Genomic DNA, 20,914 nt, shown 5'->3' with positions numbered 1-20,914 from the left:
CGGCCGAAGCTCGAACGGGCAAGCAACACACCTCCTCAACAGGCGTGTTGCCACAAAGCCAAAGACCTTTCAGATCGATTGGGACGATGCCTCCTTCGACCGGGCGAGGTTACGGGCAAGCGCGGCAATCAGATCGCTCCTGGTGACGATGCCGATCAGCCTTCCATAGTCGAGGATGGGGACGGCATCGACATCGCTGTCGCCCATCATGGGAAGCAGTGCGCCAAGCGGCGTTGTGGCAAGTGCACGAGGAACCGCGACACGCATGATATCGACGGCCATGACCGGCTTGTCTCTTCCGCGATCGATCAACCGCCGCAAGGCGGGAATGAAGGCCCGGTTGAGCCGAAACGCATCCTCTCTGGCACGGCTGATGAGATGTATCTGGAAGATGATGCCAAGGAATTTTCCTTGCGCGTCCACGACCGGCAAGGACGTGAACCGGTGCTTCCTGAAGAGATCGGCAACCTCTCCCAACCCGGTATCGACCTTCACCGTGATCAGGTTTCGCGACATGATGTCCGAAGCGGTCAGGACGTCTGCGTGATGGGCCGCCGCTTGCAGTTCTGCGGCGCCGATCAGGCGGGCGAGGTCCTCGACGCCAAGATTGAACGAATGCCGGTAGCGGCCGAGAATGTCGCTCAGTTCCGCTTCTGAAAGCCCCAGGCGTTCCAACGGGGCGGCGTCGTCCGTGCCGTGCCGGTTCGGCTCCTCGAACTGGCGAAAGGGATATCGGCGCCCGGTCAGCCGGGCATAGGCAATGGCCACCAGAACCAGTGCTGTCGTGCCCGTCGCAATCGGTGCAAGCGCAAACCAGAACCCCAGATGCTGAATGGCATCCGGGCTCATGGCCGCCGTCATCGCGACCGCCCCGGCCGGCGGATGGACCGCTCTTGCCAGGATCGTTGCGGCGATGGCGAGACCGACGGCGAGTGCAATCCGCAAGGTCGGTTCGGTGACGAACATGCAGACCGCCACGCCAACCAGCGCTGCGAGCGTGTTGCCGACAATGGCCGACCACGGTTGGGCCAGCGGGCTGTTGGGAACGGCGAACAGGAGAACCGAACTGGCCCCTAGGGGAGCCACAAGGTAGAGCCCGGTCGTCAGGTCGATACTCGGCGAAAGGACAAAGAGACCGGTTAGCCCCAATCCAATGAGCGCGCCCAAACCGGCGCGCAGGGCCTCGACCGGCGATGTGCGCGCCACAGCCGGCCCGAATGAACGAAAAATCTGCAATCTGCTGGTCCCGCTTGAGATGAATGCGAAAAATTTCAGCAATTGATGAAAATTTCAACTGCAAAGATGAGGCCGGAAGAGCTCTACGGGAGCTCCATCGGTGCTTGTGGCACCACCGCCGAGAGCGACGACATCCAACCCGGCATCTGGCCACCTGCCTCACCCCCGAGTGCTCGTTCATCGACGCTTTTGCCGCTTGGTCGGATAGCGATTGAGATGGGCGGCCCACGGGATCTATTCCAGCAGTCATTTCAAAGTCTGGAGGAGCCATGCACCAGCAGCCGGGAAGGAGGGCCGCCGTGTCCGGGTCGTCTGTTGCATCGGGACTGCGTCCGGAAATTCTGGCGCTTCTGGCTGCAATGGCCAACGGCACGATCGGGCCGTTCAGCCGTATCGCCTTCGAGGCAGGCGCCGGCCATTCCGAGATCGCCTTCTTCAAGTGTTTCGGCGCCTTCATCATCGTCGCGTCGATCTGTCTTCCGTTTGCCAGGTACCGTCGGGGCGTGATCGACCTCCGCCACAAGGCGCTTCCCCTCTGCGTGCTCTCGGCAACCGGAATTGCCGGCGTCTATTTTCTGGAGACCTGGGCCTATCGTTCGGTCTCGATCCCGCTGGTCTCGCTGCTGATCTATGCAGCCGGGGGCCTGGTGTTGCCAATCTCCGCTCTCTTCCTCGGCGAACGTTTCGGCATGCGCCAGATCATGATCTTTGCCCTGATCCTGCTCGGCGCGGTCCTGCTTTATGCGGCCGCCGACCTGACCGCGAACGCTTTGTCCGGCGTGCTTCTGGCGCTCCTGGGCGGGCTTGCCTATGCCGTCTTCATCGTCGGCGCCAAGGCATGGAAGGTCGGCAGCGGCCTCGCCCATCTCGTCTGGATATTCGGCTTCTCCAGTCTCATTCTCTTCGTGCCCTGGTGGATCGAGGGCGCGGCACTGCCCGGCCCGGTCGCGACCCTGGCAATCCTGGGGCAGATCCTCGTTCCGGCGATTGGCGGTTACTGGCTGACGATGGCGGCCGTGCACAAGGGAAAGAGTACCAGCTCCGTCCAGGTCATCGAGACCAGCGAACCGGTATTCGCCTGCCTCTATGCCTTCCTGATGTTCGGTGACCGGCTGACGTCGCTCGGCATTCTGGGCGCCGTATTGGTCCTCCTGGGGCTAATGCTGTCGGTTGTCAGACGCAATCGACGCATCGCAACCGCACCGGCGCTGGTCTCCGAAGGTTCCTGGTAAGGCAGGCCGCAGACCACGATGAGCCATCCCTGCAGACTACGACAACGCCTTGTCTTCCGCAGACAACGCACCGTCGAGGAGAGCCCGGGCACACACCGCGCGATTGGCGTCTGGATGACGACATGCTAGCGATAGCCTCATCCCGAGCGGCCCATCGCAGGAGCACAGCGTGAGCGAAGCATCAGACGACCTGGCGGCAACCAAGCGAACCTATTCCCGTGTCGCTCTGTACCTGTTCATCTGCCTGCTGGGGTTGATGATCAGGCTTCCTCTGTATGCCGACAAGACGCAAGGCGCGATTTTCTCGATCGGCATAGACACTTTGCTGTTCGTCAGCTTCCTGCCTTTCGGCCGCTTCATCGAACGATCCCGATGGTCGCGCATAACCTTGGTCAATGGCACGGCTCTGGTGGTCGTTTCCATGCTGATGGGACTTGGCATAAGCCTGTGCTCGATAGCCTTCGTTCAAGTCGAACCCGTCTTCAGGAACAGGTTTCACGACCATCCACTCGCCGCCTATCCCTATTTCGTTCTCCTCTACATCCTTCTCGGTCTGGCCGCATTCTGGGAAAAGAACTGGCAGACGGCGGTCAGGTCCACCCGCAGGGCGGCACAGGCAGAGCAACGTCTCATGGAAGCCGAGCTGAAGCGCCTGCGCAGCCAGATCGATCCCCATTTCATGTTCAATACACTGAACATGGCGCTGATCGAGATCAACAAGCACCCGAAGCGCGCCTCCTCGCTGATCGGTGAGCTCAGCGCCTATCTGCGCCATTCCCTGGACAGGGCGCACATCGCCTTCGTACCCCTTTCCGCCGAACTGGCCATGGTGCGCTCGTATCTGCGCATCCAGTCCATGCGGTTCGGCCCGCGGCTCGTCTGTCAGATGGATGTCGCCACGCCGGCTCGCAAAATGATGGTCCCGGCCTTCCTGCTCCAGCCACTCGTTGAGAACGCGATCAAATACGGCATTCCGGACGACAATCAGGTGCAGCGGGTTGCCATCAGCATTAAGCGGGATGGAGACAGCCTGCTGATCACCATCCGCAACCATGGCGACCTGCGCATGGTCCCGGGCGCCAACAAGGGTCCGGGAATCGGGTTGGCAAACCTCAGGGCCCGCCTCGACATCCACTATCCCGGCAAGAACGAGGTCAGTCTTCGCCAGGACGAGGAGGAAGTGGTCGTTGTCGTTCGGCTTGAGGGTGAGCCATGCTGAAGGTTATCGCCGTCGATGACGAACCGAGCGCGCTCTCCGACATTGCCGATCGCATTCGGGGCGACGACCGGTTGCGGCTGGTTGGCACGGCGCTCAGCGCCGTCGAGGCCCTTGAGATCATTCCCCAGCGCAAGCCGCAGGCATTGTTTCTGGACGTGCAGATGGCCGGGATGAGCGGCCTGGAACTGGCCCAGGCTACCAAGGACCTGAAGGTTGTGATCGTTTCCGCCTATTCCAGCCATGCCCTCGATGCCTTCGAGGTTGACGCGATCGATTATTTGCTCAAACCGATCAATCAGTCGCGGTTCCAGGAGGCCGTCAATCGCCTCGTCAAGGCCGTCGATCTGGAGGCGGCCCTGATCAGGGCCCGCCCCTCCAGGGCGGACAGCTCCACCACGCTGGTGACGGCCGGACGGGACCGCCAATTGATACCGGCACAGGACATCATCGCCGTTCTCGCCGACGGCGACTACGCGCAGATCATCCCCGCCAATGGCAGGTCGATGCTGTCCGGCCTGTCGCTCAAGCAGATAGAAGCGAGCCTGCTCGGCGAACCGTTCCTCAGGCTCGACCGCTCGACACTCATCAATCTAAGCCGACTGAAGTCCTTTCGAACCGTCGATCGGGTCAAGATGCGTCTGTTCTGCGACGGGCTAGACGGCTCGATGCTGATCGGACGCAAGGCGGCAACCACCTTGCGCAACCATCTCGCCGCCGGCCTCAAGGGAAAAACTCCGGAATAGCCCCGGCAGAAGCCATTCTGCAGACAGGAACAAGCTGCAAGACGACGAGATTGCGCGACCGTCGGCAAAATCGCGGTTCGTCCGGTTCACCTGGGCCCTGTTGCCTCCGGACTATGACTTCATGCATGTCAATTTGCGGCACGCCGTAGGGGAGACGCCCTTGGAACGGCAGACGCCGCGCGGAATTGTATGGTGGGTTACATGTTGTCTACAACGCCGACATGTCGTCAGTGGCGGTGCGAAGTATGCAGGCGACAAGGGCCAGACGGGACTTCCGAGTTCCACCAACCCTCGGCGGTCGCTCAAGCGACACAGATTACAAGGGCGCTACAATGGCTGACGACCACCCCGAACAATATCCGACACATCCATTTTATGGATACAAAAATGACGACGCCTCCACTGCGCCAGATCCGCCCTTGAACCAATCAAAATGCCAGAAATAAAACAAATATCTGTTTTTTAACGCTTTAATTGAAAATCAAGAAGCGGAAACGAGAGGAGCGAAGAAATCCTCTTGTATTTTCGTATTTATTTTGTACTTTCAGATCGCATTGGTGAGGAGAGTCGGCATGACGGGTGAATTAGGCGACGATTGCGTTATCGTGATCGGCTATGGAGAGGTTGGCCGTGCGTTCGGCGACCATATTGAACGTGCCGGTCGGCGCGTCGCTTACGTCGACCCTGTCGCGGAAAATGTTGCACCGAATGCAACGCTTCTAAGGGATGTGCCCTGGGAGGTTCCGGATCGGACGCTGATACTCGGCGCGATTCCGTCGGCTGCGGCAAGAGATGTAGCCGTCAACCTCGCTGCCATTCGCAACGAGTTTCTCTATGTGGATCTTTCATCTTCGCCTCCGGCTCTGATGAAGGAATGTGCCGGCATTCTCGAGGAGGCCGGTCGAAGCTTCGTAGACGGAGCCATCATGGGATCCGTCGACCTGGCGGGAGCCCATGCCCCCATCATCTTGTCTGGCCCAGCTTCGCAAAAGGCAGCGTCTGACCTTGCGGCGCTGGGCTTCGATGCGAAGTCGCTGCAGGGATCACAGGCCGGCGACGCTTGTGGCCTCAAACTTCTCCGCACGCTGATGACCAAGGGCATCGAGGTTTTGGCAATAGAGTGTTTTGCCGCAGCCACCGCCATGGGACTGGGCTCCGAAATCCGTGAAAATCTGACCGACGTCTGTGCCCGGCCGTTTCCGGATCTCCTCGATGCCATGGTTCGCTCGCATGTGGTGCACGCCACGCGCCGGAAGCACGAGGTCGAGGCGGCTATCGCACAGGCGAGCACTCTGGGCCTGGAGGTCTCTGTCACTCGGGCCGTTCTGTCGGTCTACTCCAGAACGGAAGAGCGCATCGCGCTCGAGCGCCCAAACCTTCCGATGACAACCGATGAGGCTGTCTCATGGTTGGCAAACGGAATGAGATGACCGTGCTCCAGGGCTATCACGTTTGAGCCCATGGGCATGCACACATGCAATCAGGATGCATCTGCCGACACCGGTGTGAAGGAATGACCGCACGCTCTCGTTTTCGCGCATAGGACTGTTGAGGCTACCAGTTCAGATCCGAATTCGAAGTTGCATGAAAACAAGGCATTGGCATGAGCCCGTCGTTTGACGGGCACCAGGATATTTTAGAAAAGGCTCGCGGTAATCCGTGTGATGGAAGCATTCAACATCCAGGATTCACACAGCCGGGCTGCAGCGATAGATATTCATCCATGGAGGAGAACCGATGAGTAGATTGACGACAAGCTTTACAATCGCAGGCCTGGCAATGGCAACGATGTTGCCATCGGCCGCCAGTGCGGAAGTGACCCAGGAACAGCTTCAGGAACTCGCCGCAAAACTGCCGGAATCGACACAGGTGAATGTCCTGGCGATCGCATCGAGCACGTCGGAATGGGGCCTGCTTGAAAAGCCGTTCTGGACCGAACTGGTCCCCAAATTGAGTGGCGGCAAGATAAAGGTGAAGCTCAATTCCATCACCGAACTGGGTGTGCCCGGCGGGCAAATGATCAAACTCGTTCGTTCCGGCGTCTACGACATTTCGGACACGGTGGCTTCCTATGCGGACGAGGATGTGAAGGAGCTCGACGCCATGGATATTTCCGGCGTCTCGCCAACGATCGAAGGCATTCGGGAAACGACTGCCGCGATCATGCCGGTGATCAAAGACGCGCTGCAGCAGAAGACGGGTACCGACGTCATGGCAAGCTGGCCGACCACGGGACTGGTGTTCTGGTGTCAGTCCAAGGTCACCAATTTGGCTGACCTGCAGGGCAAAACCGTTCGCGTCTTCAGCAAGACACTTTCCGATTTCGTCAAGGCGCTGGGCGCCTCCCCCGTTTCCATGCCTTTCGCCGAGATGGCGCCGGCACTGCAGCGTGGCGTCATCGATTGTGGGATAACCGGCACCGCCAGCGGAAACATCGCCAAGCTGCCGGAAGTGACAAAATACGTCTACGCGCTGAATGCCGGTTGGGCACCTCAGATCCGCATCGTCAACGCGAAGTGGCTCGAGAAGCAGCCGGCCGAAGTTCGGGAATGGCTGCAGCTCGCAAGCCAGTATTTTGAAGAGCAAATGGCTTGGCCGACCCAGATCCGAAATCACAAGATGGGTCTGCAATGCACGGCCGGCGCCGACACCTGTGATACGCAGGGCGGCTTCACGAAATACGACTCGACGGTGACCTATCCCACGGATGCGGAGCTTGAAACAGTTCGCGAAAAGGTAAAGGCGGATGTCCTGCCTGGCTTTGCCGCAAGCTGTGGCGCCAGCTGCGTTGAAAGCTGGAACGCGACCGTCGGCAAAATCGTCAATCTGACGATGACCGAGTGACCGTATGTCGCAAACTCCCGGGCTCATCAGGCCCGGGAGGCAGCCTAGTGAGAACAGGTGACGTCTGATGGGTACCGAACTACTCCGCAAATTAGTGACTTACGCCGCCCGCGTAGGCGGCTACGGCTTTCTGGCAGTTGCTGTAATGATCTGCGTCGACACGATCATTCGAAAGACGTTGAAGATTTCCATCGTCGGTTCAACAGAGATTTCAGGCTTTGTTTTCGCGCTCGCGACTGGCACAGCGATGGCGTTCACCGTGCTGCTGGCAGGGCATATACGCGTTGACGTCCTGCAGAACTTGTTACCACGCACCATCGCTGCCGTATTGAATGTCGCAGCAGCAGTGTCGCTGGTCCTAGTTGGCGGAATCCTCGTGTGGAACGAAGCTTTGCTGCTGAACGAAGCGCTCGAGTATCAAGCCACATCGACCTTGCTCGATTTCCCACTTTGGATTCCACACCTTTTGTTCCTGTCGGCCCTTGTCCTGTTCGTGATTGCATCCCTCGTCATGTTGATGCAGCAGCTCAGGCATTTTCCGAACGAAAGCCCCGCCCTTGGTGGCGATGCCGGCGCCGACAATCCCTTCGATATTCCAGACGACGCCCGTTGACGGCCAGCAGGAGAGACAGTCATGCAACTCTTGAGCTTCTCGCTCGCTCTTCTGACGCTCATCGTCACGAGCATGCCAATCGGCGTGATCCTGATCCTCATGGGGATCATCATGAGCCTGTTTTGGCTGCCGGTCGGGATCTTCTCGGTCATCGGAATGACGACCTGGGAAACGGCCAATAATGATCTTCTCATTGCAATCCCGCTATTCATCATGATGGGGGAAATCATGCTGCACAGCGGAGGTGCATCCTCGATGTACCGGGCACTTCTGCCTTGGCTCAACAGGCTTCCCGGAAGCCTGATGCACACCAACATTGCCGCCTGCACGATGTTTGCGGCGACCTCTGGCTCCAGCGTGGCGACCGCGGCGACCGTTGGAACCATTGCGCTGCCCGAGATCAAGAAGCGCGGCTTCAATGAACGCCTCTTCCTCGGCACCCTCGCTGCCGGGGGAACACTCGGCACTTTGATTCCGCCATCGATCAACATGATCATTTACGGCGCCATTACAAAGACCTCGATTCCCAAGCTCTACCTGGCGGGTTTCATCCCCGGTCTGCTTCTGTCCATCGTGTTCATGGCCACCGTTGCAATCCTCTGCATCATCAAGCCCTCCTGGGGCGGCGAAAAGATCGTCGCGACGTGGGAAGACCGCATCAAGGGTCTGCCAAACCTTCTGCCGATGTTTTTCATCTTTCTCGTGGTGATTGGATCAATTTACGCCGGACTGGCAACGCCAACCGAAGCATCGGCATTGGGGATCATCGCATCCCTCCTGTTGAGCGCATGGAATCGTACGCTGAAAATCAAGATGCTCAATCGGGCGGTCGATGGGACCATGCGTTCGGTCGGTATGATCATGTTCGTTCTGATCGGAGCCTATTATCTCAATTTTGCGCTGGGCATCTCTGGCTTCGTCGATCAGATCAACACCTTCATCACGACACTGCCGCTACCGCCGGTCGCGATCTTGACTGTCATCATCGTCATCTATCTTCTGCTGGGATGCGTTCTGGACGGGATATCCATGATCGTGCTGACGGTGCCGGTGACGGCGCCAGCCGTGATGCACCTTGGCTATAATCCGGTATGGTTCGGTATCATCGTTATGCTGGTGATCGAGGCCGGCATGATAACGCCGCCCATTGGCATCAACTGCTATGTTGTTCAGGGCATACGCAAGGGTGGGTCGCTGAACGATGTCTTCATCGGAATTCTGCCTTTCCTTGGGTCAATCCTCCTCGTCATCGCTCTGCTGATAGCGTTCCCGGGCATTGCTCTCTGGTTGCCGGAGACCTTCGGTTGACGAACTTTCTCACATTGACCAAATCCGAAACGACCGCAGTCTGGGACGCGCATTTCCACATTCTGGACGGCGCGGCGCCGGTCTCCCCGTTGGCCGTGCTGCCAAACAAGACCGCGTCGATAAAACAGTACCGGCGCATGGCCACGGGGCTCGGACTGACGCATGGCGTGATTGTTCAGCCATCGATCTATGGAACCGATAACGGGGTAACACTACGCGCCCTGGAAGAGCTTGGTCCGAATTATCGCGCGATCTGTGTGATCAAGCCGGACTGCGAACCGGCCATTCTCGCCAGGTGGCATGGTTTGGGTGTGCGCGGTGTCCGCTTCAATCAGGTGCAGGCAGGCGCGACAGACATCCAGGATTTGCCACGGATCTCGGAACTTATCAGCGAATTTGGGTGGCACGTTCAGCTGCATATCAAGGCTGATTTTCTTGAGCGCTATTCCGGCATGCTGCGAAGCCTGAAGACACCACTTGTCCTTGATCACCTAGGTCGGTGCACACCTACACACACTGCTGATCGAAAAAGCCTGACGAAACTGTTTGAGTCAGATCACGTCTGGGTCAAGCTGTCAGGCCCCTATCATGAACCGGATGCCGATGGGTCCTATGAGCACAGTCGTGGGGTCGCAAAGTCCCTGGTGGCCGTGGATCCGACCCGACTGGTGTGGGGGAGTGACTGGCCACACGTGACGGAGCGTCAAAAGCCATCGATGGCAAAATTGGCGGGCTTTGTGGAGGCTGCGGCAGGAAGCGAAAGCAACATGCGGCAGATCCTAAGCCTCAACCCGTCGCGGCTTTACAAATGAATGACTTGGGTCACGAAAGTCCCCGGCGAAGGTTCTGCATGGCGTGTCCGGACCGGTTTCGGTTCGACGAGTTGTCATAAACACGACTGATCCAGGCCCGTCCATGTCGTTGACCTTGGCCGGAAAGGAATGTGCTAATCAAAGGTCTGAAGGCTCTAAAGTCTACGGGACCTCGAATTGGATCGGAATACTGCATTGGCAAAAACGCCGCCCGCAATCATAGCCCGGAAGACAGCGTCGACTGTGCCCAGGAACCTGCGCGCCTTTCTTTCGCTCGAGGATTTCCGTCTCTCTGCCAAACGGCACTTGCCGGTGCCGATCTTCGGCTATGTGGACGGAAGCGTGGAGACTGGAGCCAGCATGAACAATGCCCGCGCCGCCTATGAGCGGATGGCATTCGTTCCATCAGTGTTGCGTGATGTGTCGGCACGAAGCACGCGCACCGAGCTCTTTTCCCAAGCTTTCGCCGTTCCCTTCGGAATTGCGCCCATGGGCTTCAGCGCCCTTGCAGCATATGACGGCGATGTGGCGCTGGCGCGCGCCGCACATGAATTCGGCAGCATTGCAATTTGCAGCGCTGCATCGCTGACACCTTTGGAGCGCGTTGCATCCGAGGGCCGGTCGCGCTGGTTTCAATGCTATGTCCCCGGGGACGAGGGACGTATTTCCGCCCTGATCGAGCGCTTGAAGCGAGCCCAGTTCGAGACCCTTGTCGTGACGGCGGATGTGCCTGTCGCCGGGAACCGGGAGAACAACGCCCGCAACGGCTTTGATGCACCATTCCGCCTCACGGGCCGGCTGACATGGCAGTTTTGTTCCAAACCATCCTGGACTTTGGGAACCTTGGGTCGAGAGATCCTCCAACGCGGCATGCCCTACTTCGAAAACATGGATGCCGAACAAGGTCCGCCGCTATTTTCAAGCACGCTGACCCGCTCCATTCTCGGCCGCGATCAGCTCACTTGGGAAAGCCTCCGTTTCATCCGGAAGATCTGGCCCGGTAAACTCATCCTCAAGGGCGTGCTATCGGTTGCCGATGCGTGTCGGGCAGAGGAGCTGGGCGTTGACGGCGTCATCATATCCAACCACGGCGGGCGGCAGCTTGATGCCTGCGTCGCCCCGTTGGATGTGCTGCCTGAAATTCGCGCGGCGACAAGCAATCTGGCAATTCTGATTGATGGTGGCATCAGGCGCGGAACGGATATCCTCAAAGCGATAGCGCTCGGGGCAGATTTCGCCTTCATTGGTCGGCCGTTCCTTTTTGCGGCATCGGTGCGCGGTGCGCCCGGAGTGAGCCACGCATTCCGGCTCCTTCAAAACGAGATGCTGACCAGCATGGCCTTGCTGGGAATTAACCGCCTGGATGAGCTGTCACCGGATAGACTGCAACGTGTCTGAGTGTGCCCGTCTGCAGGGCCAGCTATCGGATCAGTGTGCTTTGAACTGGACTCTGTTATGGCGGTTCGGCAATGGCTCAACCCATGAGTTACGCCCGGCAATTTACGGCGAAAACACTTGCGCCCGATTGGTCGTGGAAAGTAAACATATCAGATCGCAGCACTTCGGATTTCCGAAAAAAGGCAAAAATTGAGGGAAGCGAATGAGCATCAGCGACCAGGTCCATAACGAAATCAGGCGGCGGTTGATCGCTGGGCATTTCAGTCCTGGGGAAAAGCTCAAAGAAGAGCATGTTGCGGCTCAACTCGGAGTGAGCAGGACACCTGTAAGGGCAGCGATACAAAGGCTTGTTGCCGAGGGTCTGCTGGAGGCCGCTCCAAAGCGAGGAGCAATTGTCACCGAATGGCGTGACATCGACACCGAGGAGATATTCGAGCTTCGCGTGCTTGCGGAAGGGCAGGCCGCGGCTTGGGCGACACGGCATATCACCGAAGACGAGATTGCCCATATGGATGCGCTGAATTCGAGAATTGCAGCGGCAATACGGGACAAGCCCAAAGCCTATCTTGATGAAGTTCAGGCCGCCAATTTCGAATTTCACATGGCGCTTTATTATGCCTGTGGAAGCGCCAAACTCAGGATGTTCGGCAGCAATCTGCTCGAATATCCGCTCGTGATCGGTGGCTTCTTCATATACTCGGACGCCGATGCCCTGGAGAGTGTCCGGCAGCACACCGAGATTATCAACGCGCTGCGGTCCCGAAATGCGGATTGGGCACGATCGGCAGTTACCTCGCACCTCTGTGCCGCGATGGAGCGCTTTCGCAAGGTACGCCGGGAAAAAGGCTCCAATCAGACGGGTTGACGCTGACAACGAAGAACTGCCGTTTGCAACTTGGGGACAATCGGCGGATCGGATCTCCACAAGCAGGTATCCGCCTCAATGTCAGCGCATCTGCAATCAAAGTGCAGCATCACCGTTGCGATGCTGCACTCCAATCCAAATGGCCGGAACAAATTCAATTGACGTATTCGACGCCGCGTGAATCGAGCAGCTTGTCAACCCAGGTGCGGTCGACGCTTCCATCACGAATAGCGGAAATCTCGCGCTTTTCTGCGGCCTGCTTTGCCTCAGCAGCGATGAGCAATGCCTCGACCTGCTCTTGCGGTACGCAAACGACGCCATCGCAGTCTCCCACTATAAGGTCGCCGGGATTGACCACCATGCCGTCGATCGACACGGGCACATTGATCTCGCCTGGGCCGTCCTTGTAAGGCCCGCGATGTGTGACACCGGCGGCAAACATGCCGATTCCGGAATCGTGGATTTCGTCGATGTCGCGTATCGCGCCATTGATGACAAATCCCGCCACACCCTTCTCCTGTGCGAGGTAGACCATGATTTCACCCATGATGGAATTGGTCAGGTCCCCTCCCGCATCGACAACGATCACGTCGCCTGGTTCCGCCATATCGATTGCCTTGTGAACCAGAAGGTTGTCGCCGGGTCGCGTTTTGACCGTCAGGGCAGCGCCAGCCATAACCTTGCCTTTTGCGTGGAACGGGCGAAGCCGCGGTCCTGCGGCAGTGATCCGGCTCATCGAATCAGAGATATTGGCTACCGGCAATTTCGCAAAGCGCATCGCCAACTCGGAACTTACTTTCGTCTTCCGCTTATGGATCGTAAATCCGATCGTCATCTTCAGTCTCCTTGGATTTTGGAAGTTATGAATACCGAGCCGGCGAGTTCGAGCGGCCAAGGCTTGAAAGAACCTGTTCCGCGATCGACTGGCCCACGCGCCGCAAGGCACCGTTGGTCGCCCCGCCAACATGGGGCGTGGCAATAAAGGTTGGGCAGCTCAGAAGCGGATTGCTGGGCTCTGGCGGTTCGACCGCGAAGACATCCGAAGCAGCGCCGGCCAAGTGGCCGCTCAGCAATGCAGATGCCAACGCAGCCTCGTCCACTATCCCGCCCCGTGCGCAGTTCACCAGATACGAACCCTTGGGCATGAGCTTCAGCGCGGCAGCGTCGATTAGATTCCTTGTCGACGGCAGCAGCGGAGCATGCAGAAAGACAATTCTCGAATTCTTCAGGATGTCATCCAGGCTCCGGGCGCGCCGGATGCCTGCCGGCCATTGCTCTTCCGCGATACCCGGGTCGTAGGCGTGAACATCTGCGCCGAAACCCTGGCTCAGCCGGCGGGCGGTGGCGCGGCCCACTGCACCGAGGCCAAAGATGCCCGCCTCGAGCTCTCCAAGGTCATAGCCATTCTTCTCGTCTGCACTTGCAGCCCGTCCTTCCTTGGTGGCCGAACTCAGGCGTTGCAAGTTGCGGATCAGTGCCAACGCAAAACATATTGCGAGATCGGCGACAGATTCGGCATTGGCGCCCGGTGTCGATAACACAGTCACACCACGTGCATTCGCAGCATCGACGTCAATTGCATCCAGCCCGGAGCCGTGCTTTCCGATTATCTTCAGGTTCGGGCAGGCCGCGAGATCTTTGGCTGAGATGGCTTTGGTTCGCACGATGACCGCGTCACAGTCGGATGGAAACGAAACCTCCGGGGTCAGAACAACGGCCTGCTGCCTCAGGAATTCAATGACGTCTTGGTGGATGGGGTCCACCACGTGGATTACGGGACGCTTATTCATGCCACGCGCTCGGAAAGGCGGGGCAGAAGGCGACTGCCTGGAATAGCTCTGCCTGGAGCAACTCCGGAGTTCGATCGAATTTCGTGCCGCATATCATTGATATCCATCCAGTATTCGCGCCTGACGCACAAAGCGGCGGGACTTGATTCCACGGGAGCAACCACCGCTCACAGATCTCGAAATAGCCTCATCGGCTTCCCGTCGGCTGCGCCGCCTGACTGCATCAGGTCCAGCAAAATAAATACAAAAAAAGACCAAAAATGCAAGCGACAGACAAACGAACAAACCTCCATTTTCGATTTCTCTCCATTTATTTCCGTAAATTACAGAAAATCCTTATGATTTCACCTTGAGTACAAATTTCGAAAGCTCGCAAACACCAGTTTTTGTATCCAAAATTATCACAAGGCATTCGTCGCGCACCGAACAAGTCGCCGATTGGCGCTTTCCGAGAGATGCGGGGTGGAGCCACCCAAATCATGACGTTGTGAAACGCGTCGCCGACAAGCTTTCAGCCGGTGAAGAAATCGATAACGGCAGAGAGCAGAGGCGAAGATCGCGACGTCTTCGCCTCTCCGGCATCACGAACTGGCGGCGCCATGATGAGCGGATCCATCGCTTGACGCGTCCCTGCGCTTGCGGAACAGGCGGAATGCTGGAATTCCGAAAGACAAGGCGATCAGGCAGATCATCATCCAGGAAATCGCTCCGGTGAACAAAGCACCGAAGCTGCCACCGGAGATCAGGAGCGTGCGGCGCAGCGCTTCTTCCGCCATCGGGCCGAGGATGACGGCAAGAACGGTTGGCGCGGTTGGAATGTCCAGTTTTTCCATTGCGTAGCCCAGGAGGCCGAAGCCGAGCATCATCCACACTTCGAACAGGCTGTTGTGAATGGCGTAAACACCCACGACCGACATGAGCATAATCATCGGGGCCAACAGCTGAGAGGGAAGCCTCAGAATGTAGATGAAGCCTTTTGCGCCAACCAATCCAAGAAAATACATCAAGACGGCCGTAAACAGCATCGACAGCATGAAGCCGTAGGTAATGTCGGCACTTTCGCGGAAAAGCTGCGGCCCCGGAACCAGTCCATGCACCAGCAAGGCTCCAAGCATGACCGCGGCAACGCCGCTGCCGGGGATACCGAGCGTCAACGCCGGAATGAGCGTTGCTGCGGTATCGGCATTATTGGCGCACTCGGGAGCGGCGACACCTTCAGGCGCGCCTTTTCCGTATTTCTCCTTATCGGGGTCGCCACGGCGTTGCTCGTTCCATGCAAAGACGGCTGCAATATTGCCGCCAAGCGCCGGGATGATCCCTGTGACAATACCGATCAGTGATGCCTTCAGCCAGACGGGGATCAGGCTTGACCAGCGAAATCCGTCAGGTCTCCCATCGAGTTCGCGCTGGCTCTCTCCAAGCTTGGGCGGCCTGATGGCGAGATCGATGGCCGGAGGAATGGCATAAAGGCCCGTCAGCAAGACGATGATGTCAATTCCGCTGAGGAGTTCGACATGGTCGAAGGAAAATCGTTCGATTCCGGAAATCGGATCAATGCCGATCATGCCGATCAGCAACCCGAGGCAGGCCGCGATCAGTCCTTTGACAGGATTGGAGGACAAGAGGACTGCAATGGTCATAAGGCCGAATGCCGCAAGCCAGAAGTAGTTTGCGGGGCTGAATTTAAGCGCGACCATTGCAAGGGGTGGCGCCAACAACAGCAAGGCGACCGCGCTGGCTGCCGATCCGATGGACGACGAGGCCAGTGAAATTCTCAGCGCAAGCCGCCCCTGCCCTTTCTGGGCCATCGGGTAGCCGTCGAATACGGTCGCCACTCCCGCTGGCGTGCCGGGGATCCGCAACAGGATCGCCGGAATCGAGCCTCCATACATCGCCCCATTGTAGATGCCGGCCATCATCGCCAAAGCCGGCAAGGGATCCATGGAGAAGGTCAGCGGTATCAGCACCGCAATGCCCATGGTGGCAGACAGTCCCGGCAATGCCCCAACGGCAATGCCAACGGCTGTGCCGACAATCATCGCAAGCATCACGGGCAGGGTAAACATCTGCGGCAACGCGGAGAGAATGTGATTCAGGATTTCGAACATCGCGTTAACTGCCGATCGAGAGGATGGCTTCCGGGGGAAGCGGGATATTGAGCAAGAGGTGGAAAACGGAAAACAGAACTGCCACGAAGGCGACGGTTGCGATGACGATCGGCAGCGGCCTGCGATATCCGATCGCCATAGCGACCAAAGGCAGAATGATGGCGGCGCTGGTGAAGTATCCAAGCGTCGAGATGCCCATCACAGCGATTGCCGTGCCGCCGAAAAGCGCGACGAAACGCCAGATTGCGAATTGGTTCCACTGTATGGGAGATCCCGCATGTCTTCGCAGCCCGAGACCACTTTGAAATATCCAGATCGCCGTGAGAGCCAGCGCCAGGATCAAGACGGATCTCGGCATCATTCCGCTTCCGCCTCGATAGCCCATGGCCTGCATGAAGAATATCAAGAGGACGCCGCCGGCAATCAGGCCAGCCAAAATTTCCAGGTGTAGTCGCCGCATAAGTCTGCCTCCCATAGTGCAACCTCGAAATGAACAGCAGTAAGGGGCAACCTCCCAGTCGCCCCTCGTCATTCAAGTCACTGCTGAACCCAAGGGTCCTTTGCCCAGAGCGCTTCGTACTGTTTCTGCATCCCCTCGAGTGCGGCGGTAAAGGCTGCGGAATCCATATAGTCGAGCGCGAGCTTCTGCTCGTTGGCGCGGGCTTGGAAATCAGGATCGTTGACTGCCGCCCGCACGGCTTCGGCGAGCTTTGCAACAATGTCATCCGGAACGCCTGCCGGAGCGCCTATGCCGCGCTGCGACCCGGAGATCACGTCATAACCCTGTTCCTTGAATGTCGGGACATTGGGCGCCTTGTCCCAGCGCTTTTCCGCCATCTGCCCAAGCGCAATGAGCGAACCTTCCTCGACGTCCGAAATCGCTTCCGAGATGTTCATGTCCGCGATGGCAATATGCCCGCCCAAGGCGGCAGCGCGCACATCTGCGTTTCCACTGAACGGCACATGCGACAGCTTGACCCCAGCGGCTGCTTCAAATGCAAGAGCCGCCAAATGGTCGTCGGAGCCGAGGCCTGTCGTACCATAGGTCACCTCACCCGGATGCTCCTTGGCATAGGCGACCAACTCGTCCAGCGTCTTGTACGGGCTGTCCGGAACAACGCTGAATGCGCCCGGGTCGTTGATGACATTGGCAATCGGCTTCAGCGTGGACAGCGAATAGCGAGCCTTGCGCTGAATGGGAATCGTGATCAGGTTCGGCGTATTGATGAAGCCGATCGTGTAGCCGTCGGGCGCCGATTTCGCCAGCTCCGTAAACCCGATTTCACCGCCTGCGCCAGGCCGGTTCACGACGACAATTGATGCGCCCTCGCCCAGATGCTTCTCGACATAGGGGACGAGTGTCCGGGCAGCAATATCGGTGCCACCGCCAGCGCTGTAAGCAACGATCATTGTAATGGGACGATCCGGATATTCCGCCAGGGCCGGACCCGCCGCGATCAAGGCAAGCGCACTCACAATGCCTGCTACAATTCTTTTTCTCATGAATTCCTCCGCAAATTGACGCCACCCTCCCGGCGACGGGACCGATCAGTAGCCAGCCCACCCGGAAGCTATCATGGGATACAAAAATGTCCACATTTTTTGAAGCTTGCGGCGACATAAATCTGGAGTATTAAGTTAAATATCTGCAATTTATATATCTTTTTGCACGTCATCATTTTACCAGAAGCCCCAAGTTTTCACATTTTGTATTTTATTTGATTTTCTGAGGGCGTTTGAACGCCATCGGTCAAGCTCAAAGTCGACGTCGCCAAAGGCCTGAAAGCATGGATGCCGAAGCGGCTCGGGTGCGAGACATGATGCGTATCCCGACACGTCAGAGCTTCATCTGTTTCGCTGCCGTCATCGATCCCTCCTGCCCTCGGCGTTTGCCAGGCGGACGGACACAAATCTGCAGGTGCATCTTGTCGTGGCAGGTCTCTGATACCGACCTGTTGAGGGCCACGCGTATCCTGAGAGGCGTGATGCGGGCGAGCTTCAACACCAAGAGGCACAGATAGGTCCTCGAGGCCTGTACGGAGGAGCTTTCCGAGAGACAATTTACGGAATTCAAGCATCGGCATGTTTAGGGAAGCCAGGCAAACGGTGTCTTGGAGAGGGTTCTGGCAGACTGTCCGGCAGATGAAATTGACCATCCACGGACACCGTTGGCGTGAGGCTTTGCTGCTGGCCACAGGCCTTGCCTTGGCCGTTATCACCGGTTGCCAGACCGGTGACATCGCCGAGGGCGTCACGGCTCCGTCGGCGAATGCGACGGCCAAGGCCACGGGTCCACAGCCGAAAAGCGAGACAATAGGCGCGGGCGATCCCCTCATCGGCTACCTCAGCTATCTGCCGGACAACCAGGCGACAAGCCAGGCGGAACGGGACAGACGTGCCGGCGCCGCCATGGCCATTCGTGATCTCGCGGGCGGCGAGTTTTCCATGCAGGTCGCGCAGGTCGGAGACAAGCCAGGCGAGGTGGAAGCCACAACCCGAAGGCTCGGCTCGAGCGGGATCAAGCTGCTGATCACCTCCGCGCCCTCATCCAGTCTGCCGGACATTCAACGCGCGCTTGCAGGGCGTGATGCCCGGATAATTTTGCTGGCGGACAATGGCGATGTTCCACAAAAGTCCGGCGCCTATCCGTTTTCGTCCAATGCGGTCGACGGCATCGTCGAGGCGGTATCCTTCGCCATGGCCGAAGGCGCCGCCAAGGGCGCGATCCTCGCACCGCCGGGCTATCCAAAAGGCGAGATGGACCGCGCAAAGCGCGAAATCGCTGCGTTTGGCGGCTCGATCTCTGCGACGATTTCAGTGGATGCTGCAGGCCTGAACAGCAGGCAAACGGAATCCCTGAAAGCCTATGATCTTGTTGTCCTGTTTCCGGGCATCAAGAATGCACCGCAGATCGTCAGGAGCATCCAGGACGGGCGCTCTGCTTCCAGTCGGGCGATGCTTGTGATAGCCGAAACGACCCCGACCGATGCCCGTCGCACGCCGGAACTCGCCGGCGCGCTCGTCTGTCGCTTCGGCTACAACATACAGAACCGTATCGGCGATCGCTATCTGCGCGAAACCGGATTTCCGGTGAGTCTCGACGCCGCCTATGCCTACGACGCCACGGCCATGGCGCTTGGCATAGCGCGGCGATATGGCCGCGAGGGCCTGGATGATGCCCACCTGACCAACCCTTCCGGCTTTCGCGGCGCGGCCGGTGTCTTCAGACTACACTCCGACGGAACGGTTCGCAGGAACTGCGACATGTTCCGGGTCTCGAATGGCCAGTTCGTCTTCTTTCAACCGGCCCCGACGACATTCTGAGACGGCGCCTGATCGGGTTGCCGTTATCCGACAGGTTCACTTGCGTCCTCACCTTTGACTGATTTGAACCGTCATCCCGTAGCAGATGGTCCGCAACAGGTACGAGACCAGTATCTGCCAGCATTGATAACTCTACGCCCGAACAAGCTTGCCCTTATCCAGGCAGTTCGAACGATCCGAGCGCAAGGATCATCCGCACGTCCGCTTCCGGCGAAGCCCACCGGTAGTCACGCATGGGCAGCAGGCTGTCAGCGGCTTGCAGGTCTTAATGCATGGTGGAGGTTTGCAGCAAAGACAAGATTGATCAGGCAACGCCGGCGCCTCCCCGATTGCAAAGGCGGTCTTGTTCGCTGAGTTGCAAGACAACGGAATGACTTGAGGGATGAGTCGCTCTTTGTGAGCCCATGAACACCTTGGAGTATTGGTGTTTTGTCAAATTTCTGGCATTGTCACGCAGATTTCGACAATGATAGTCAAATAACTTCAGCCGCCCTACGAAGGCAATTGCACGAGCGCTCCGAAAGCAGAGCCAATGATAACATGACCATTCCAGTGTATGTTATTGATGTCACATCCGCCACGATTTCAGAACATCATGTCAAACGATCGGAGAGCGAGCGGGCCGTTTCCCTTTTGCTCAATGCGTCGAATGTGAAGAAGCTGCAGACAGGCGATGGGCACATTGTCATCTTCGCTAAGCCTGACCGGCGCGATCCGACGACAAGTGTCTGCTTCATCGACGGAGTTCTGGTCCCTGGTCTCGGCAAGCTTGTGATCGCAGGCGCCGATGGCGAGACCATGCGCGGTCCCCTGGTATCGATTGACGACTTCGCAGAACGCGTTGAAGTCACGAGACCTGCGTTAGACCCCGTTGAATTGATGGATGGACAAAGGAAGGTCGGCTTCGCGGTCCGTCTTGTCAGAGAGAAGGCAACAGTCAAGGCCAGGGCGATAGCGTCGTATCGACAGTAATGGCAAAGCGCTCAATGCGTGACGTGAACTTCTCGACCGCGCTGATATGAAACACCACATCATCCGCCTCAAACAATGTTGCCACAATGACCGGATCGAGGACAGGCTTGTAAAGCTGTATCCGTCCAGCAACTTCGAGCATGCTGACGGAAGGCTCCTCCGCACTATTGGACAATAGAAGGAGCTTGCCTATCAGGGGGTCCGGATAGCCATCCAGCATCATGTAATGGTTCAATCCGTTCCTCAGGCCTGCATCGTCGAAATACAGGCTGTGGGCACTGTCATAGGTTATGACATCGACAACATCGCAATCGATCGCATCCGCAATGAACGCACCCTGATTGCGGCGAAAGGACTTCTTGCAAATCTTCGAGGTGTCCGGGTCAATCAAATATGCGATCCTTGGGGCGATCATTGATTCAATGCCCTGCTCATTTTTCACCAAATGCA

The 20,914-nt window shown here is 58.0% G+C and carries 19 protein-coding genes; 12 read left to right on the top strand and 7 right to left on the bottom strand.

The window, feature by feature from the left end; genetic code table 11:
* Positions 1–69 precede the first annotated feature (69 nt).
* Complete coding sequence (locus NN662_RS05000; RefSeq protein ID WP_261929204.1) at positions 70–1,236, bottom strand: HPP family protein; 1,167 nt, start codon at positions 1,234–1,236, stop codon at positions 70–72.
* 299 nt (positions 1,237–1,535) lie between these two features.
* Here NN662_RS05000 and NN662_RS04995 point away from each other — a divergent pair, with 299 nt between their 5' ends.
* The 10 genes from NN662_RS04995 to NN662_RS04950 all read left to right on the top strand — a co-directional run bounded on the left by NN662_RS04995 (position 1,536) and on the right by NN662_RS04950 (position 12,270).
* Positions 1,536–2,468, top strand: coding sequence for a DMT family transporter (locus NN662_RS04995; RefSeq protein ID WP_261929203.1), 933 nt, complete (start codon positions 1,536–1,538; stop codon positions 2,466–2,468).
* 169 nt (positions 2,469–2,637) lie between these two features.
* Positions 2,638–3,687, top strand: a complete 1,050-nt coding sequence (locus NN662_RS04990) for a sensor histidine kinase (RefSeq protein WP_261929202.1) — start codon at positions 2,638–2,640, stop codon at positions 3,685–3,687.
* Positions 3,681–4,430 carry a LytR/AlgR family response regulator transcription factor gene (locus tag NN662_RS04985; RefSeq protein ID WP_261929201.1) on the top strand — a complete coding sequence of 250 codons (750 nt, stop codon included), beginning with the start codon at positions 3,681–3,683 and terminating at the stop codon, positions 4,428–4,430. The genes NN662_RS04990 and NN662_RS04985 overlap by 7 nt, the downstream gene beginning before the upstream one ends.
* Positions 4,431–5,002: 572 nt before the next feature.
* Complete coding sequence (locus tag NN662_RS04980) at positions 5,003–5,860, top strand: NAD(P)-dependent oxidoreductase (protein WP_261929200.1); 858 nt, start codon at positions 5,003–5,005, stop codon at positions 5,858–5,860.
* Positions 5,861–6,167: 307 nt separating this feature from the next.
* Positions 6,168–7,274 carry a TRAP transporter substrate-binding protein DctP gene (gene dctP, locus NN662_RS04975; protein WP_261929199.1) on the top strand — a complete coding sequence of 369 codons (1,107 nt, stop codon included), beginning with the start codon at positions 6,168–6,170 and terminating at the stop codon, positions 7,272–7,274.
* A 67-nt stretch (positions 7,275–7,341) separates the two neighbouring features.
* Positions 7,342–7,887, top strand: coding sequence for a TRAP transporter small permease (locus NN662_RS04970; RefSeq protein ID WP_261929198.1), 546 nt, complete (start codon positions 7,342–7,344; stop codon positions 7,885–7,887).
* A gap of 21 nt (positions 7,888–7,908) precedes the next feature.
* A complete protein-coding gene (locus NN662_RS04965; protein WP_261929197.1) occupies positions 7,909–9,195 on the top strand; it encodes a TRAP transporter large permease in 1,287 nt (428 codons plus the stop codon).
* Positions 9,192–10,007 carry an amidohydrolase family protein gene (locus tag NN662_RS04960; RefSeq protein WP_261929196.1) on the top strand — a complete coding sequence of 272 codons (816 nt, stop codon included), beginning with the start codon at positions 9,192–9,194 and terminating at the stop codon, positions 10,005–10,007. Before NN662_RS04965 ends, NN662_RS04960 begins: the two co-directional genes overlap by 4 nt.
* Before the next feature lie 195 nt (positions 10,008–10,202).
* Positions 10,203–11,405, top strand: coding sequence for an alpha-hydroxy acid oxidase (locus NN662_RS04955; protein WP_261929195.1), 1,203 nt, complete (start codon positions 10,203–10,205; stop codon positions 11,403–11,405).
* Positions 11,406–11,607: 202 nt separating this feature from the next.
* Entirely contained in the window at positions 11,608–12,270 is a 663-nt protein-coding gene (locus NN662_RS04950; RefSeq protein ID WP_261929194.1) for a GntR family transcriptional regulator, read from the top strand.
* A gap of 154 nt (positions 12,271–12,424) precedes the next feature.
* On the opposite strand, the gene NN662_RS04945 is transcribed toward NN662_RS04950, so the two are convergent.
* From NN662_RS04945 to NN662_RS04925, 5 genes are all read right to left on the bottom strand, one after another.
* The gene (locus NN662_RS04945) at positions 12,425–13,105 is read right to left on the bottom strand and encodes an RraA family protein (protein WP_261929193.1); all 681 of its coding nucleotides are present in this window, start codon (positions 13,103–13,105) and stop codon (positions 12,425–12,427) included.
* A gap of 25 nt (positions 13,106–13,130) precedes the next feature.
* Positions 13,131–14,060 carry a hydroxyacid dehydrogenase gene (locus tag NN662_RS04940; protein ID WP_261929192.1) on the bottom strand — a complete coding sequence of 310 codons (930 nt, stop codon included), beginning with the start codon at positions 14,058–14,060 and terminating at the stop codon, positions 13,131–13,133.
* Positions 14,061–14,641: 581 nt separating this feature from the next.
* Positions 14,642–16,168, bottom strand: a complete 1,527-nt coding sequence (locus NN662_RS04935) for a tripartite tricarboxylate transporter permease (RefSeq protein WP_261929191.1) — start codon at positions 16,166–16,168, stop codon at positions 14,642–14,644.
* A 4-nt stretch (positions 16,169–16,172) separates the two neighbouring features.
* The gene (locus NN662_RS04930) at positions 16,173–16,628 is read right to left on the bottom strand and encodes a tripartite tricarboxylate transporter TctB family protein (RefSeq protein ID WP_261931863.1); all 456 of its coding nucleotides are present in this window, start codon (positions 16,626–16,628) and stop codon (positions 16,173–16,175) included.
* 77 nt (positions 16,629–16,705) lie between these two features.
* The gene (locus NN662_RS04925; protein ID WP_261929190.1) at positions 16,706–17,629 is read right to left on the bottom strand and encodes a tripartite tricarboxylate transporter substrate binding protein; all 924 of its coding nucleotides are present in this window, start codon (positions 17,627–17,629) and stop codon (positions 16,706–16,708) included.
* A 681-nt stretch (positions 17,630–18,310) separates the two neighbouring features.
* Between NN662_RS04925 and NN662_RS04920 the strand changes: the two genes are divergently transcribed.
* Positions 18,311–19,492 (top strand): hypothetical protein, encoded by a 1,182-nt coding sequence (locus NN662_RS04920; RefSeq protein ID WP_261929189.1) that lies wholly within the window; start codon positions 18,311–18,313, stop codon positions 19,490–19,492.
* A gap of 540 nt (positions 19,493–20,032) precedes the next feature.
* Positions 20,033–20,464 (top strand): hypothetical protein, encoded by a 432-nt coding sequence (locus tag NN662_RS04915; RefSeq protein ID WP_261929188.1) that lies wholly within the window; start codon positions 20,033–20,035, stop codon positions 20,462–20,464.
* On the opposite strand, the gene NN662_RS04910 is transcribed toward NN662_RS04915, so the two are convergent.
* Positions 20,430–20,855 carry a hypothetical protein gene (locus NN662_RS04910; RefSeq protein ID WP_261929187.1) on the bottom strand — a complete coding sequence of 142 codons (426 nt, stop codon included), beginning with the start codon at positions 20,853–20,855 and terminating at the stop codon, positions 20,430–20,432. The two genes, NN662_RS04915 and NN662_RS04910, sit on opposite strands and share 35 nt — an antisense overlap.
* Positions 20,856–20,914: the final 59 nt, after the last annotated feature.

The organism is Rhizobium sp. NRK18, from assembly GCF_024385575.1.
In the GTDB taxonomy this organism is placed as follows: Bacteria; Pseudomonadota; Alphaproteobacteria; order Rhizobiales; family Rhizobiaceae; genus JANFMV01.
This window is presented reverse-complemented; position numbering and strand designations above follow the sequence as displayed.

What these genes read in the sequence shown, in the direction of transcription:
- NN662_RS04950 (WP_261929194.1), top strand. Translation starts at nt 11,608, where the DNA reads ATGAGCATCAGCGACCAGGTCCATAACGAAATCAGGCGGCGGTTGATC.
- NN662_RS04980 (WP_261929200.1), top strand. Translation starts at nt 5,003, where the DNA reads ATGACGGGTGAATTAGGCGACGATTGCGTTATCGTGATCGGCTATGGA.
- NN662_RS04945 (WP_261929193.1), bottom strand. Translation starts at nt 13,105, where the DNA reads ATGACGATCGGATTTACGATCCATAAGCGGAAGACGAAAGTAAGTTCC.
- NN662_RS04915 (WP_261929188.1), top strand. Translation starts at nt 20,033, where the DNA reads ATGACCATTCCAGTGTATGTTATTGATGTCACATCCGCCACGATTTCA.
- NN662_RS04935 (WP_261929191.1), bottom strand. Translation starts at nt 16,168, where the DNA reads ATGTTCGAAATCCTGAATCACATTCTCTCCGCGTTGCCGCAGATGTTT.
- NN662_RS04930 (WP_261931863.1), bottom strand. Translation starts at nt 16,628, where the DNA reads ATGCGGCGACTACACCTGGAAATTTTGGCTGGCCTGATTGCCGGCGGC.
- NN662_RS04920 (WP_261929189.1), top strand. Translation starts at nt 18,311, where the DNA reads ATGAAATTGACCATCCACGGACACCGTTGGCGTGAGGCTTTGCTGCTG.
- NN662_RS04985 (WP_261929201.1), top strand. Translation starts at nt 3,681, where the DNA reads ATGCTGAAGGTTATCGCCGTCGATGACGAACCGAGCGCGCTCTCCGAC.
- NN662_RS04965 (WP_261929197.1), top strand. Translation starts at nt 7,909, where the DNA reads ATGCAACTCTTGAGCTTCTCGCTCGCTCTTCTGACGCTCATCGTCACG.
- NN662_RS04970 (WP_261929198.1), top strand. Translation starts at nt 7,342, where the DNA reads ATGGGTACCGAACTACTCCGCAAATTAGTGACTTACGCCGCCCGCGTA.
- NN662_RS04940 (WP_261929192.1), bottom strand. Translation starts at nt 14,060, where the DNA reads ATGAATAAGCGTCCCGTAATCCACGTGGTGGACCCCATCCACCAAGAC.
- dctP (WP_261929199.1), top strand. Translation starts at nt 6,168, where the DNA reads ATGAGTAGATTGACGACAAGCTTTACAATCGCAGGCCTGGCAATGGCA.